13 protein-coding genes are annotated in these 15,241 nt (G+C 68.1%); 11 read left to right on the top strand and 2 right to left on the bottom strand.

Going from position 1 to position 15,241, the window contains the following annotated elements; genetic code table 11:
- Nucleotides 1–77 precede the first annotated feature (77 nt).
- Together ACWHYQ_RS16470 and glgC are read right to left on the bottom strand one after the other, a co-directional pair.
- A complete protein-coding gene (locus ACWHYQ_RS16470; RefSeq protein WP_447973194.1) occupies nt 78–1,934 on the bottom strand; it encodes a hypothetical protein in 1,857 nt (618 codons plus the stop codon).
- Nucleotides 1,909–3,150 (bottom strand): glucose-1-phosphate adenylyltransferase, encoded by a 1,242-nt coding sequence (gene glgC, locus ACWHYQ_RS16465; RefSeq protein ID WP_447973193.1) that lies wholly within the window; start codon nt 3,148–3,150, stop codon nt 1,909–1,911. Before glgC ends, ACWHYQ_RS16470 begins: the two co-directional genes overlap by 26 nt.
- A gap of 161 nt (nt 3,151–3,311) precedes the next feature.
- On the opposite strand from glgC, the gene ACWHYQ_RS16460 reads away from it, so the two are divergent.
- The 11 genes from ACWHYQ_RS16460 (at nt 3,312) to hpnK (ending at nt 15,222) form a co-directional block, all read left to right on the top strand.
- Nucleotides 3,312–3,596: a hypothetical protein gene (locus tag ACWHYQ_RS16460; protein ID WP_447973192.1), complete on the top strand. Its 285-nt coding sequence runs from the start codon at nt 3,312–3,314 to the stop codon at nt 3,594–3,596.
- 54 nt (nt 3,597–3,650) lie between these two features.
- The gene (locus tag ACWHYQ_RS16455; protein WP_447973191.1) at nt 3,651–4,748 is read left to right on the top strand and encodes an ABC transporter ATP-binding protein; all 1,098 of its coding nucleotides are present in this window, start codon (nt 3,651–3,653) and stop codon (nt 4,746–4,748) included.
- A gap of 17 nt (nt 4,749–4,765) precedes the next feature.
- Nucleotides 4,766–5,644 carry an ABC transporter permease gene (locus ACWHYQ_RS16450; protein WP_447973190.1) on the top strand — a complete coding sequence of 293 codons (879 nt, stop codon included), beginning with the start codon at nt 4,766–4,768 and terminating at the stop codon, nt 5,642–5,644.
- Between the two features lie 30 nt (nt 5,645–5,674).
- Nucleotides 5,675–6,451, top strand: coding sequence for an ABC transporter permease (locus ACWHYQ_RS16445; RefSeq protein ID WP_447973189.1), 777 nt, complete (start codon nt 5,675–5,677; stop codon nt 6,449–6,451).
- 90 nt (nt 6,452–6,541) lie between these two features.
- Complete coding sequence (locus tag ACWHYQ_RS16440; protein WP_447973188.1) at nt 6,542–7,576, top strand: ABC transporter substrate-binding protein; 1,035 nt, start codon at nt 6,542–6,544, stop codon at nt 7,574–7,576.
- Nucleotides 7,577–7,719: 143 nt separating this feature from the next.
- Nucleotides 7,720–9,057: a TolC family protein gene (locus ACWHYQ_RS16435; RefSeq protein WP_447973187.1), complete on the top strand. Its 1,338-nt coding sequence runs from the start codon at nt 7,720–7,722 to the stop codon at nt 9,055–9,057.
- The gene (locus ACWHYQ_RS16430) at nt 9,054–10,199 is read left to right on the top strand and encodes an efflux RND transporter periplasmic adaptor subunit (RefSeq protein ID WP_447973186.1); all 1,146 of its coding nucleotides are present in this window, start codon (nt 9,054–9,056) and stop codon (nt 10,197–10,199) included. Before ACWHYQ_RS16435 ends, ACWHYQ_RS16430 begins: the two co-directional genes overlap by 4 nt.
- A gap of 39 nt (nt 10,200–10,238) precedes the next feature.
- The gene (locus ACWHYQ_RS16425; RefSeq protein ID WP_447973185.1) at nt 10,239–11,606 is read left to right on the top strand and encodes a two-component system sensor histidine kinase NtrB; all 1,368 of its coding nucleotides are present in this window, start codon (nt 10,239–10,241) and stop codon (nt 11,604–11,606) included.
- 4 nt (nt 11,607–11,610) lie between these two features.
- Entirely contained in the window at nt 11,611–13,002 is a 1,392-nt protein-coding gene (locus tag ACWHYQ_RS16420) for a sigma-54-dependent transcriptional regulator (protein WP_447973184.1), read from the top strand.
- Between the two features lie 199 nt (nt 13,003–13,201).
- A complete protein-coding gene (gene hpnI / locus ACWHYQ_RS16415) occupies nt 13,202–14,422 on the top strand; it encodes a bacteriohopanetetrol glucosamine biosynthesis glycosyltransferase HpnI (RefSeq protein WP_447973183.1) in 1,221 nt (406 codons plus the stop codon).
- Nucleotides 14,371–15,222, top strand: a complete 852-nt coding sequence (hpnK, locus tag ACWHYQ_RS16410; protein ID WP_447973182.1) for a hopanoid biosynthesis-associated protein HpnK — start codon at nt 14,371–14,373, stop codon at nt 15,220–15,222. The genes hpnI and hpnK overlap by 52 nt, the downstream gene beginning before the upstream one ends.
- Nucleotides 15,223–15,241 lie beyond the last annotated feature (19 nt).

Genomic DNA, 15,241 nt, shown 5'->3' with positions numbered 1-15,241 from the left:
GTCGTTCGTCATCATTGGTCATTGGTCAATCGTTCGGACTTCGTGTCTAGCCAATGACCATTGACTGGTTCACCTCTTCACGGGAGCTCCTCCAGGACGCCCCGCCGCGCGGCCTTGATGGCGCGGGCGGCCGTGTCGGCCAGGCCCGGGTGAGTGTCGTGCAGCGTCTGGATCTGGGAGAGGTACTCGATGGTGCGGGCCAACAGGCGATAGATGTCGCCCTCGGCCATCGTGGTGAGTCGGCACAGGCCAATCCAGGTCAGGGTCGGCTCGCTGACCCAGCGCTCGACCAGGGCCGCCACGTCCGCGCGGAGCAGCGGCGGGTCCTCGTAGGACGCCAGCGACTCGGCCAGTTGGCGGACCTGCCCCATCAGCGAGGCGAGCCCAGGGCTCATGCGCGGGAACACCCCCGGGCGATCGTCGTCGTGGGCGATGCTCGCCATGACAGCGGCCAGGAGCTGCGGGTCGGCGCCACTGAATGCCTCAGCCCGGATCAGCTCGGTGATCAGCAACGAGTGATCGATGCGGATCAAGCGGGCCCACTCGCCGGTCTCGGTCAGATGGAACGTGGGGGTCAGGTAGCCGAGCTGCTGGAGCACCTCGGCCCGCTCCTGGAAGCGATGCCAGAGACTGTTGCGCAGTGCCTGGATCGTCTTCGTATGGCGCTGGATCTCCTGCCGCAGGCGCAGCGCCGCCGGATGGTCCTTCCGGCAGGCCGACCGGGACGGGCAGGTCGGGCAGGGGAACTCGTCGGTTAGGGTCTGCACGATGTCACCCTCCTCGGGCTCTTCCTGGACGAGGATCGGCAGCAGGGGGAGCCGTGTCGGCAGGTCCCCGAGCTGCTCGACGAGCCGGTCCAGGCGCTCCGGCGTGCACCAGGGGTAGACGGGGGCCTCCTCGACCTCGAGGATATGGTCGAAGACCTGCGTGACCAGGCTCGCCGGATACTCGACGATCCCTCCGCCCGGCCGCAGCATGGTGAGCATGGGGCTGCGTTGGCCGCGGCTCCGGTACTGTCTCAGCACGACCCCGCGTCCCTTGACCAGCCCGACCACCCGGCCCGGCGTCAGGAAGTGGAGGCGGGCGCGCAGCTCCGGCGGCTCCCGGTGCCGCACCTGTGCTCGGTGGGCCTTCTGCTTCCGGGCATGGTCGAAGACCTGCCACTGCGTGATCCAGTCCGTGCAGACCCGTGGGCCGTAGGGCGTCATCTGCTCGTGGAGGGCGTCCAGCTTCGTCTCCAGGGTCTCGGCGCGCCGGTTGAGCTGGAACTGCGCGAAGCTCTTCGCCAGGATGGGCTGGATCTGGTCCACCGGATGCGCCTTAAGGAGGTTCAGCACCATCGGATAGGAGATCACGAACTGGCTGTCGATGGGCTCCGGCTGGCCGGTCAAGCCCTTCACGATGACGTTCAGGTCAATGTATGGGGAGGGTGTCACCACGGCGAAGCCCACCAGGTCCTTGCCGCGCCGCCCGGCCCGGCCGGCGAGCTGCTGGACCTCGCCGATCGTGAGGTCGGTGAAGTCGCGCGTCTTCCGGACGCTGGATTGGGTCAGGACCACGGTCCGGGCGGGGAAGTCCACCCCGGCCGCCAGGGTCGTGGTCGCAAACACGGCGTCCAGACAACCCTGCCGCATCAACTCCTCGATCGCGATCTTCCACGATGGCAGGTGGCCGGCGTGGTGCGCCGCGACGCCCACCCGTTGCACGGTCGTCACCAAGGGGTGGTCCGCGACGCTTGGATATTGCGCGATGACCTCCTGGAGCACTTTCGCGATGGCCTGCTGGCGCGCCGGCGGCAGCACGCTGTGGCTGCGCTCAAAGGCCTGCATGGCATCGTCGCAGGCGCGGCGCGAAGTCAGGAACACGATCGCCGGGGTCAGGTTCTTGTGGCGGAGTGCGTTGACCAGGTCAACCGGATGGATCGAAGGAGGCATGCAGCTTGGTTCCTTTGGAGATGACCACCAGTCCGGACTCCGTCACGGTGAAGCGGCTCCGGTCCGCCTCCAGATCGTAGCCGATTTCCGCCTTCGCGGGGATGCTCACGTCCTTGTCAATGATTGCCCGCCGGATCCGCGCGTGCTCCCCGATGGTCACGTTCTCCATCAGCACGGACTCGCGGACTTCGGCGTGGTCCTGCACGAGGACGTTCGGCGAGAGCACGGAATTCTGGACCCGTCCGCCCGAGATGATGCAGCCGCCGGAGACGATGGAGTCCAGCGCGATCCCCATGCGCCCGCCCTGGAAGTCCTGGGCGAAGACGAACTTGGCGGGCGGCACCTGCATCTGGTAGGTGCGGATCGGCCAGTTCTGGTCATAGAGGTTGAAGAGCGGGTCCACGGCGACGAGGTCCATGTTGGCTTCCCAGTAGGCGTCCAGCGTGCCGATGTCCCGCCAGTACTGGACCGCCTTCCGGTTCTCGTCCTGGAACTGGAAGGCGAAGACACGGCTCCCGCGGATCATCCGCGGGATGATGTCGCGGCCAAAGTCATGTGAGGAGTCCGACTGTCTGGCATCCTCCGCGAGCACCTCGCGGATCACGTTCGCGCGGAACAGGTAGATGCCCATGGAGACGAAGGCCCGCGACGGGTCCCGGGGCAGGGGGAACGGGTGCGCCGGCTTCTCCTCGAACCGGACGATCCGGTCCTCCTCGTCCACACCGATCACTCCGAACCGGCTAGCCTCCGCCAGCGGAAACTCGATGACTCCCACCACTGCGTCGGCCTGCTTGGCCATGAGGAACCGCACCATGTCGGCGTAGTTCATCTTGTAGATGTGATCACCCGCCAGTACCAGGAGGAACTCCGGCCGCTCGGCGTCCACCAGGAAGAGGTTCTGGTACACCGCGTCCGCGGTGCCACGGTACCAGTCTTCGCTGATGCGCTGCTGGGGCGGCACGGAGATGATGAACTCGCCCAGCTCCGGGCTCAGGACGTTCCAGCCGCTCCGGATGTGCCGGTCCAGGGAATGCGACTTGTATTGGATCAGGACGGCGATTTTCCGGATATTGGAATTCAGGCAATTACTCAGGGTGCAGTCAATGATCCGGTACTGCCCGCCGAACGGGACCGCGGGCTTGGCCCGGTGCTGCGTCAGCGGATACAGGCGCTCGCCCTTGCCGCCCGCGAGCACCATCGCGAGGATGTTCCGCATACGTCAAAATTGTAGCAGGACGAGGGGTAAATAGGAAGGCGAGGAAACGGGTTGACAGGTCGCCCGCGCACGACGATACTACGGGCGGAACCCGCGGCTGGGACCGGGACAGGGCTGGCGTAGCCTGCAGGGCGTTGCCCCATCGTGCGAAGGAGGCTCGGATGTCCAAGAAAGCCGTCACGCCGGTGCCTCGGCAGGCCGTGGCCCCACTCAAGCTCAACCCAAGCCTGAAGGCCGTACTGTGGCGCCTCGACCGTCTGGAGCGCCAGGTCCGCACCCTCTCAGAGTTGGTCCGCGACCACGCCGAGGACGCGGATCGCCTGGTCCGGATCGTGGCGGAGGATCACGAGGTGCTCCGCCAGGAGCTGCTCCGGGAGCACCAGGAGTGGCGTCGCAAGCGGAAGCGCGACCGGGTGGGCGGCCGGAAGGTCGGCCTCGTCGAGTGAGGGGGCGCAGTCTGTCCCCGCCGCGTCGTGCGGTGCGAGGAGGAATCGGGGGGATTGGCCCACACCAGCATCGAAACTCACGGCGTCGAAAAGGCCTACGGCGGGGTCCGCGCCGTGGACGGGGTGTCCCTGGAGGTCCGCCAGGGGGAATTCTTCTCCATTCTTGGGCCCAGCGGCTCCGGCAAGACGACGCTGCTTCGGCTGCTGGCTGGCTTCGAGCGCCCCGACCGTGGAGAGATCCTGATCGAGGGACGCTCCATGCGGGACGTCCCGCCCAATCGCAGACCCGTCAACCTGGTCTTCCAGCACTACGCGCTCTTTCCCCATCTGACCGTCCAGCGCAATGTCGCCTTCGGGCTTGAAGTGCGCCGCGTGCCGCGCGGGGAGATTGACGTCAGGGTTCGGGCCGCGCTGGAGATGGTCCAACTGGACTCGCTCCGCGAGCGGTATCCCTGGCAGCTCTCGGGCGGGGAGCAGCAGCGCGTCGCGCTGGCACGGGCGCTCGTGAACCGGCCCGCCGTCCTGCTCCTGGACGAGCCGCTGGGAGCGCTGGACCAGCAGCTCCGGCAGGACATGCAAGTGGAGCTGAAGACGATCCAAGAGCACGTTGGGATCACCTTCATCTGCGTCACGCACCAGCAGGAGGAGGCCCTGACCATGTCCGACCGAGTGGCGGTGATGTACGGCGGTCGTGTGCTCCAAGTCGGGCCTCCCCGGGAGATCTACGAGGCGCCCGCCACGGCCTTCGTCGCGCAGTTCATCGGCCTCTCCAACCGCCTCGCCGGCCGCATCGAGTCCGTGGACGGCGCCCGCTGCACGCTCGCGGTGCCCGACGCCCCGGCCTTCCCGCCGATCCGGGCGCGTCGCCCCGGGGCGCTCGGAGCGGGTGCCCGGGTCACGCTCGTGCTCCGGCCGGAGCGGCTCCACCTCTCGCGGGAGCACCGCGTCGAGGGGTTCGACAACGCCGTTCCCGCCCGCGTCCACAAGGTGATCTACAACGGCAGCGAGACACACTACCGGCTCACCCTGACCGGCGGGCTCTCCTGGACGGCCAAGGCACCCAACGCGGGAGGCGACTGGAAGCGGTTTGAAGTCGGCGAAGCGGTCTTTGTCCGGTGGAACGCGGAGGAAGGAGTCGTCCTAACAGAGTGACCCCGCGAGAGTCGTCCGTGTCGGCTCCTGATCCCGGCCCCGCGGGCCGCCCGGCGTGCTGGCTCCTGGCGCCGGCGGCCGTCTGGCTCATCCTGTTCTTCTTCGCGCCACTGCTGGTCGTCCTGGCCATCAGCTTCGCCTCGCGCGGGCTCTACGGCGGGGTGGAGTGGACGTTCAGCCTCGCCAACTACGCGCTGGTCGCCGATCCGCTCTATCTCCGGGTGTACGGGCGCTCGCTGTGGCTCGCGGGGGCCACCACCGCCCTGTGCCTGGTGTTGGGGTTTCCCCTGGCCTATTACATGGCCCGCGTGCCGCCCGCGCGGCAGGGACTCTGGCTGGTCCTGGTCCTGCTGCCGTTCTGGACCAATTTCCTGGTCCGGACCTACGCCTGGATGTTCATCCTCCGGTCCGAAGGACTGGTGAACACGCTCCTGGTCTCCTGGGGGCTCGCCGCTGGCCCGGTCGAGCTGCTCTACACCGACGGCGCGGTGCTGCTCGGGCTGGTCTACGGGTACCTGCCCTTCATGGTCCTGCCGCTCTACGCGACGCTCGCGCGCCTGGACGTCTCGCTGATCGAGGCGGCCTGGGATCTCTACGCCTCGGGATGGGCGGTCTTCTGGCGGGTCGTCGTGCCGCTGGCCAGGCCCGGGGTGATCGCGGGCTGCCTGCTCGTGTTCATTCCGTCGCTCGGCGCCTTTCTCACGCCGGACCTCCTCGGGGGAGGCCGGACGATGATGGCCGGCACCCTGATCCAGCACGAGTATCTCGTGATCCGGGACTGGCCGCTGGGCTCGGCCTTCTCGTTCGTGCTGATGAGCCTGGTCGTCCTGCCCCTGGCGGTATATTTCCGGTTGGAGCGGCGGCCGGCGGCGCCGGCCCGTCCTGCGTCCTGGTGAGGGTGGCCGGGCGTGACCGGGAGGGCAACGATGCGCGGACGGCGGCGGTGGCTCTTGGGCATCGGCCTGGCGGAACTGGCCTTCCTCTACGCGCCGATCGCGGTCCTGATCCTGTTCTCGTTCAACGACTCGCGGCTGGCGGCCACGTGGGAAGGCTTCACGCTCCGCTGGTACTGGCTGCTCCTCGATGACGAGGCGCTGTGGGCGGCCCTGCGCAACAGCCTCCTGGTGGGCGCGGCCTCCACGGCGGTCGCCACGCTGCTGGGTGTCGCAGCGGCGGTCGGGCTCGAGGGGCTCGCGCCGCGCGGGCGGCGGTGGGCGGAAGGGGTGCTCGCGCTCCCGCTGGTCATTCCGGAGGTGATGATGGGGGTCGCGCTCATGCTGTTCTTCGTGCTGGTGCAGGTGCCGCTGAGCCTGGCGACGATCGCCATCGGCCACGCGGCGCTGAACCTCCCACTCGTCGTGCTGATCGTGCGGGCGCGGCTGCGCCAGCTCAGCCCCGCGTTGGTCGAGGCCGCGCGGGACCTAGGGGCGACCTCCTGGCAGGCCTTCCGGCGCGTCACGCTGCCGTTGCTCAGGACCGCGATCCTCGGGGCGGCGCTCCTCGCGTTCACGCTCTCGCTGGACGACTTCATCGTGTCCTTCTTTACGGCGGGTCCCGGCGCGACCACGTTGCCGCTGAAGGTCTATTCGATGGTCAAAACGGGCGTGTCCCCGGTCATCAACGCGCTCTCGGCGGTCCTGGCGCTCGTGTCCATGGCGCTCGTCGGGATGTCGCTCGCCCTGCAGCGGCGCGACGCCATTTGAAGTTAACAGGCAAAAGTGAAAGGTGAAAAGTTAGCAGCCAGCTCAGGGCCTGCTGCAATCACGGGCAGGCGGTCGGTCCGCTTGTGTCTGGTGCCTTTGACCCTTTGCCTTCTTGCTGGCTGCCAACCCGCGGAGGAGGGGGCCGAGCCAGGGGCGGGCGCCCGGCCGACGCTGTATTACTTTACCTGGTCCGACTACGTGGACCAGGCCGCACTCGACGAATTCGAGCGAGAGACCGGCGCCCGGGTCGTGGCGGACACCTTCGGCAGCAACGAGGAGCTGCTCGCCAAGCTCCAGAGCGGGGCGCCCGGCTACGACGTCGCGGTGCCCTCGGACTTCATGGTCTCCATCCTGATCAAGTTGGGCCTCCTCGCCGAGCTGGATCCGGCGAGGATTCCGAACGCGACCCGGCTGGTGGAACGCCTGCAGACCCTCCCCTTCGACCCCGAGCACCGGTATTCCGTGCCCTATCTATGGGGAACGGTCGGAATCGGGTATGATGCCCGCGTGGTCGAGCGGCCGCCGGAGAGCTGGACGGCGCTCTGGGATCCCCGCTACAAGGGCCGGATCAGCATGCTCAACGACCAGCGGGAGGTGCTGGGGGTTGCGCTCCACGTCCTCGGGTACTCCCAGAACAGCCGGAACCCTGCGGCGATCGATCAGGCCAGCCGCAAACTGCTCGAGCAGAAGCCGCTGGTCAAGACCTACACGAGCGAGAACTACGATCAGTTGCTGGCCTCCGGCGAGGTCGTCCTCGCCCACGGCTGGGGCGGCGCGGTGGCCCGGGCTATGGCCGAGCGTCCGTCCATCCGGTACGCCCTCCCGCGCGAGGGCGCGACGATCTGGGCGGACTGCCTCGTCGTCCTCAAGACCTCGCGGAACCGGGACCTCGCGATGCGCTTGATCAACCACCTGCTCGATCGCAGGGTGGCCGCCCGCACGACGGAGCGCCTGCTGTTCGCCTCTGCCAATCGCGACGCGTTGCCCCTGGTGCGGCCGGACGTGCGGGACAACCCGGCCGTCTATCCGACTGAGGCGGACGCTGCCCGGCTCGAGTGGATGACGGACGTCGGGGAGGCGATCCGGCTCTACGACCGGGCCTGGACGGCGCTGAAGCTGCATTGAGCCAGGCCGGCAAATTTCCTAGTCCCAATCCCTGAGGGAAATCTGTAGAATAGACCGACTGCAGGAGGACAGGTCGGGCGAAGGTGAGGGCGGCGGATATGGCGAAACCTCGGTCTGGCAACCACGGCGATGGGGTCATCGGCATGCGTAGTGCTCGAGCTCGCGAGTCGCGCGCCCGGCTTGGGTTGGCTCTCTGGGTGAGCCTGGTCCTGCTCTCGCCCGCCCTTGCTGCGACGGCGCCCGCGGCCCAGTCCGCCCAGGAAGGCGCGATGATGGCTCCCCCGCCTGCGTCCCCGGTGCTGCGCTTGAGCCTCAACGAGGCCCTCGCCCTGTTCCTCAAGCAGAACCTGGACCTCATCATCGCGAAGTTCGGCATTGACTACGCCAAGGGGCAAGAGATCACCGCCCATCTGTTCCCGAACCCGACCTTCTGGGTGGGGACCCTGAGCGCCTACACGCAGGGCCAGACGATGGCTCGGAGCGGGCAGGTGTTCCCGCAGATCCAGCAGCTCTTCGAGATGGCGGGCAAGCGGGGCTACCGGATCGAGAGCGCCGAACTGGGCACGAGGTCGGCCGAGGCCAGCTTCGAGGACGCGATCCGGCAGCTCGTGTTCACGCTGAAGGATACCTACTACCGGGTGCAACTCGCCCAGCGCCGGCTAGCCCTGGCGGAAGAGAATCGCGATCGGTTCGCCCGGATCCTCGAGGTCAACACGATCCGGTTCAAGAAGGGATTCATCGCCGAGGTGGACCTGATCCGAATCCGGTTGCAGGTCGTGGATTTCCAGTCGCAGGTGATCCAGGCGACCCAGGAGGCGGACGCCGCCCGGGCCGATCTCCGCATCCTGCTGCGGCTGTCGCCCGACCAGGCGCTCGAGCTGACCACGGAGCTGGACTACCGCCGGGTCGAACCCGACATCGCGACCCTGCGCCAAGTGGCCCTAGAGGCCCGGCCAGACATCCGGCAAAAGCGGCTGACCAAGGACCAGCGGGCGGCGGACCTGCGGCTCGCCAAGGCCTATCGGTTCCCGGACGTCACAATCGGCGCCGGGTACGCGGTCCAGGGGCCGCGCGGGCCGGACAACCAGCAACAGGTCATGTTAGGTTTGGGCGTGCCGCTGCCGCTCTTCAACCGGAACCAGGGCGGGATCGCGCAGGCGGAGGTCTCCTACCAAGTGGCCGAAGCCGACCTCCAGAAGACGCTCGTGCAGGTGGAGAACCAGGTGGACATCGCCTACCGGACCCTGGTCCAGAGCCGGCGACTCGTGGAAGCCTACTTGGCCGGAATCCTCGACGATGCCCGGGCGACGCTCACGATCGTCGAGCGGGCCTACGAGCGCGGCGGCGCGACGATCCTGGATCTGCTCGATGCCGCCCGAACCTCGCGGGCCATCCAGCAGAACTACATCGAGGCGCTGTTCCAGTACCAGCACAACCTGTTCCAGTTGGAAAACGCGGTCGGCAAAGAGATCACGTCGTGACGCCCCGGATCACCATCACCCTGCTCGCCTGCCTCGTCGCCCTGGTCGCCGCCTGCGGACGGGACCACGAGCCCGCTGCGTCCAACGCCGCGCCGGCAGCCGGATCCGCGCCGGCGCCACCGGGCGATCTCCTGAGCCGGATCGAGACGGCTGTCGTGGACTACAGCCCCGTGTCGCCGGTGCTCACGCTCGCGGGCAAGGTCGCCTACGGGGAAGATAGGTATTCCAAGATCTCCTCGCCGGTCCAGGGCCGGGTGCTCGAGGTCCGGGCCAAGCTCGGCGATCGTGTCAAGACCGGCGATGTCCTGGTCGTGATTGACAGCCCGGACATCACCGCCGCCTATTCGGACTTCGTGAAGGAAGCCTCCGAGCTGGAGTACGCGACCCGCGCCTATGAGCTGGCCAAAGACCTGTTCGAGACCAAGGCGCTGCCGCAGAAGGATCTCAAACAGGCCGAGAACGACCTCGTGAAGGCCCGGGCGGAGTTCCGGCGGGCGAAAGAGCGGCTGCTGTCACTCCGGGTGCCGGCGACGGAGCTGGAGAAGCCGCTCGCCGAGCAGAAGATCACCTCCCGGTTCGAGATGAAAAGCCCGCTGACCGGGACGGTGGTGGAGCGGCTCGTCACCCCCGGCCAGTCCGTGGGGGGCGATCCGACGCAGGTGCTGTTCACCGTGGCAGACCTGGACCGCCTGCAGGTGGTGGCGGATGTCTACGAGCGGGACCTCGCGCTCGTGAAGGTCGGCCAGGTCGCGCACGTGACGGTGGAGGCCTATCCGGGCACGAACTTCCCCGCGGTGATCGCGGCGATCGGCGACGTGGTGGATCCGCTGACCCGGACGATCAAGGTCCGGGCCTGGGTGGATAACGAGAACGGCAAGCTCAAGCCCGAGATGTTCGCGCGCCTGCACATCCAGGTAGCCGAGGCGGCTCCCTTCCTGGCCGTCCCGAAAGAGGCGGTGCTGGAGGTGGAGGGCAAGCAGTTCGTCTACGTCGTCGAGGCTCCGGGTAAGTTCACCCGACGCGAGGTCAAGGTGGCAGGCGCCACGGGGGACCGCGTGCGGGTCATCGAGGGCGTCAGTTCGGGCGAGCGCATCGTCACCAAGGGAGCGGTCCTGATCAAGGGGCAGGACTCGAGGGGATGAGGCCCGCGCCAGGAGGAGCCTGATCGTGCAGGGGCGCTGATGTCCACCAGGCTGCGGTCGGCCTCTCTCTCTGGAGTGCTCAAGGCGGGCACGCTGGGGCTGCTCGGCGCCCTGCTGTTTTTCCTCGGCAGCGCGACGCGCCCGGCGACGCCGGCCGCGTATCTCTCTTTCCTCGGCCTCATCCTGCTGCAGGGCCTGGAGGTTGTCTACCCGCTGCTCCCGGTCGAGGACGAGTACGCCGCCCGCCGGCTGCTGGCCTTTCGCGCCAACATCTTCCTGCAGCTTGCGCTGGCCTCGGTGCTCGTGGCGGCGACCGAGGGCAGCGGGAGCATCTACGAGCTGGTCTACCTGCTGCCGATCGTCTCGGCGGCGACCAAGCTGCCCGGTCGGGACGTCGCGCTGGTCGTCGGCGGCGCCAACATCGCGATGATCGGGTTCATCCTCACGGGCGAGCAGCTGACGGCGCACATCACGCGCGTCAAGGAGTTCCAGGACGCGGTGGCGGCTATGGTGTACTTTACGATGGCGGGCGTCCTGGCGTATGTCTTCGCCAAGGATGAGCGCGAGCAACTGAGCCGCTACCAGACGATGGTCGCGGCGCTGGCCGAGGCCAACGCGGATCTGCAGCGGGTCCAGGCCGAGCTGACCGAGCGGCTCGCCCAGCTCACCCAGATGGAAGAGCGCCTCCAGCGCATCAGCCAAATGGCGGCGCTCGGCGAGCTGGCGGCGCAGGTGGCCCACGAGGTGCGGACTCCCCTGGGCATCATTCGGGGGGCGACCGAGATCCTGGCCTCGCGCGTCACGGATCCCTCCGTCCAGCACCACCTCACGGTGCTGCTGGAGGAGGCGGGGCGCCTCAATCGGGCCGTCGAGAGCGTCCTGCGGCTCGGGGCCCCGCTCCGGATCCAGTCCGCGCCCGTCAACGTGCAGACGCTCCTCCGCACGGTCACGCAGTCGGCAACCGTGCGGTCGTTCGCCGGCGCCTACGAGGTCCGGATGACGGTCCCCGCGGAGCCCCTGTGGGTCCTGGGCGACCGCGAGCTGCTGTACCAGGCCCTCACGAACCTGGTCAGCAACGCCCTCCAGGCCATGCCCAATGGCGGCACTCTCGGTCTCGAAGCTCAGCCGGACTGCGAGACGGGCGGCGTGCGCCTGTCCGTCACGGATACCGGGGTAGGGCTCTCGCCCGAGGACCTGCAGCGGCTGGGCGATCCGTTCTTCACCAAACGCGCAGGCGGGGTCGGGCTGGGCTTCTCGCTGGCCCGCCGCATCATCGCCGAGCACGGCGGGCGTCTGGAGGTGGTCAGCACGCTCGGCCGGGGGACCTGCATCACGATCACCCTGCCCGGCGAAGCGCGGGAGGCGGCTGTCCGGTCGCCGACGGGCGCGGTGGAGCGGCGAGGTTGACGCCATGGCGACGATCCTGGTCGTGGACGACGAGAAGAACTATCTTTGGGTGCTGGAGGAGTTGTTCGAGAGCGAGGGCTACGACGTGCTCACCTGCGACAAGGCCGCGGATGCCCTGGCCCTGCTCCGGCAGGAACCCGTGGACCTCCTCCTGACCGACCTGCGGATGGCGGAGATGGACGGCATGGCGCTGCTCACCAAGGTTCGGGACTGCGCCCCGGCGGTCTCGACGATCGTGATGACCGCCTATGGGACCGTGGAGCGGGCGGTCGAGGCGATGCGGCTGGGCGCCTACGACTTCATTCAAAAGCCCTTCAGCAACGCGGATCTCCTCCGCACCGTGGCCCGGGCGCTGGAGCGCACGACGCTCGTGCGGGAGAACATCAGGCTCTCGCAGTCGCTGGCCCACCAGTATCACTTCGATCGGCTGGTCGGGACGAGCCCCGCGATGCAGGCAGTGTTCGAGAAGATCAAGCGGGTCATCGGCGCCCGGACCACCGTGCTCATTTCCGGCGAGAGCGGCTGCGGGAAGGAGCTGGTCGCGCGCGCGATCCATTTCAACGGGCCACGGTGCGGCCAGCCGTTTCTCGCGGTGAACTGCGGGGCGCTCACCGACAGCCTGGCGGAAAGCGAGCTGTTCGGGCACGAGCGCGGTGCCTTCACCGGGGCGAGCGCGCGGCACCGCGGGATCTTCGAGCAGGCGCACGGGGGAACGTTGTTCCTCGACGAGATCGGCGAGCTTACGCTCCCCCTCCAAGCCAAGCTCCTCCGCGTCCTGGACAACCAGGAGATTCGGCGGGTGGGCGGAGAGAAAGTGGTCGAGGCGGACGTCCGCATCCTGGCCGCGACGAACCGAGACCTCAAAGCAGACGTCCAGGCGGGGCGATTCCGCGAGGACCTGTTTTTCCGGCTGAACGTGGTCCGGATTGACGTGCCGCCCCTGCGGGACCGGGCCGAGGACATCCCCTTGCTGGCGGAGGCCTACCTCACCCAGCTTGTGCGGGAGGGCGGCGTGCGCGGCCGGCGCCTCTCCGAGGCCGCGAAGAGCCTGCTCGCCCGCTACCACTGGCCGGGCAACGTCCGGGAACTGCACAACGTGCTGGCGCACGCCGCGCTGATGGCCAGGGAGGACGAGATCCAGCCGGACGACCTCCCGCTGGAGCTCTCGGTAGGCGGAGATTGGAGCGCGGCCCTGGCCCGGTTCCTGCCGTCCAATGTCCCGCTGGATCAGACGCTCAAGGCGATCGAGCGACAGTTGATTGCGCGGGCTCTGGCGCGCAGCCACGGCGTGCAGGCCAAGGCCGCGGAGCTGCTCGGGATCAGCCGCAGCCTGCTTCAGTATAAACTCAAGGTCCTTGGACTGACCGGCGACGCCACCAACGTTCAAAATCCTTGACGGCCGATTCAAATTCTTTGACTGGGCCCCCTGTCCGGCTTCTCTTTCTTCGGCTACCTTCTCTAACAGACTGAAATCGTGTGCAAAGAAGTTTTCGCCTCACCCCCCGTTTGGGGCATGCAACTTGATAGGGGAGCGGACAGGTTCGAGCGGATGGGTGCGCCAGTCTGGGGCGCCGGCTGGGGGTGTTTCACTCGCGATGGACTTGGTCGTCACGCTGCAGTGGCTCTGCGCCGTCCCGATCATCGGCGGCTCGGTCTATGCCGTCCTCTCCCTGGTGGCCGTCGTGCGCTACTTCCGCGGCGCCCGCAGGGCGATTTTTGCCGAGCCGGCTGGAGGCTGGCCGGGGGTCACCATCCTCAAGCCGGTCTATGGCCTGGAGAAGGACCTCAGGGAAAACCTGCGCAGCGCCTGCCGGCAGGACTACCCTGAGTTCCAGGTCGTCTTCTCGGTGCAGCGGCCCAACGACCCCGCCATTCCGTTGTTGCGCGAGATCCAGGAGGAGTTCGGCCCCGATCGGGTCACGGTCGCGGTCGAGAACCGCGTCGTGGGCCGGAACGGGAAGATTAACAACCTGCTCGGTGGCTTGGCCCACGCGCGCCACGAGATCCTGATCATCTCCGACAGCGACGTGCGCGTGCCCCCCGAGTACCTCAAGACCATCGTCGCGCCGCTCGCGGATCCGACCGTCGGGTACGTCTGCACGTTCTACAAGGCGGTCGGCGCGGACCGCTGGTACGAGAAGCTGGAGTTGCTGACCTTCAACGCCGACATGGTGCCCAGCATGGTCTTCGCCTTGACGACGGGGGCGGCGACGTTCTGCGTGGGTGCTTCCGTGGCCTTCCGGCGCTCCACCCTCGCACAGATCGGCGGGTTGGAGGCGCTCGCGGACTACCTCGTCGAGGACTACGAGTTGGGCCGGCGGATCGCGGCGACCGGGAAACGGATGACGGTCGTGCCGGCCATCGTGGACACGACCATGGACCTCAAATCCCCCACCGACTGGTGGCGCCATCAGGTCTATTGGGACCAGAACACGCGCGTGGTCCAACCCGAAGGATTCTTCGGCACTGTGCTGGTCCGGTCGGTACCGTTCGCGGCGCTCGTCGCGCTGCTTCGGCTATGCGACCCGATCGGGCTGGCGGTCTTGGCTGGGGCGGTCGCGGTCCGGCTCGCGACGGCCGCGGCGATGCTGCGCTGGGGGCTGGGCGACCGGGAGGGCGTCCGGTGCCTCGCGTGGCTGCCGCTGCGGGATCTGGCTGCCACAGGCTCGTGGGCCCTGGCCTTTACGCAGCGGACGGTCGTGTGGCGGGGCTCCACATTCTGGCTGACGCGGGACGGCCGGTTGGTGCCGCAGGAGCGGGCGGCGTGCGACGAATCATCGTCACCGGTGACGACTTCGGCCTTGCCCGACCGGTAAACGAAGCGATCGAGGAGGCGCACCGGCGGGGTATCCTGACGGCCGCGAGCCTGATGGTTGGGGCGCCAGCCGCCGAGGACGCGGTTGAGCGGGCGAAGCAGTTGCCGACGCTAAAGGTTGGGCTCCATCTGGTCCTCGTCGAGGGCCGGCCGGTACTACCCCCGGAGGCGGTGCCCGATCTGGTGGACGCGTCGGGGGAGTTCTCGACGCGGTTGGTGGCCGCCGGCGTGCGGTTCGTTGTCCGGCCCGGCGTGCGGCGGCAGTTGGAGGCGGAGATCCGGGCGCAGTTCGAAGCCTTCCGGAGGACCGGGCTCGACCTGGACCACGTGAACGCGCACAATCACATGCACCTGCACCCGACGGTCATGCGGCTGCTCCTCACGGTAGGCAAGGACTACGGCCTCAAGGCCGTGCGCCTGCCCTATGAGCCGCCCCTCGCGTCCTGGCGGGCTGCGGGCGGCGGGCTGGGCGGGCGGCTTCTGCACACGCTGGCCCTCGCGCCCTGGACGTGGCTGCTCCGGCGCCGCCTGGCACGCGTCGGCCTGCGCTTCAACGATTACGTCCTCGGGCTGCACGACAGTGGGCGCTTGAGCCCGCAACTGGTGTCGCGGTTTATCCAGGAGGCCCCGGACGGGGTAACGGAGATGTATTTCCATCCGGCGACCGGCCGTTGCCCTGAGCTGGAGCGGCATCAGCCGGACTACCAGCATCGGCTGGAGCTCGAAGCGTTGGTGAGTCCGTCGGTGCGCGAGGCCTTCGCAGCCTCAGGGGCGCAACGGCTCGCGTTCAGCGACCTCTAGGGATCCGATGGGGCCCTGC

The organism is Nitrospira sp. Kam-Ns4a (assembly GCF_965152595.1).
Note: the sequence above shows the minus strand (reverse complement) of the source record. Positions and strands in the feature narration are given on the sequence as shown.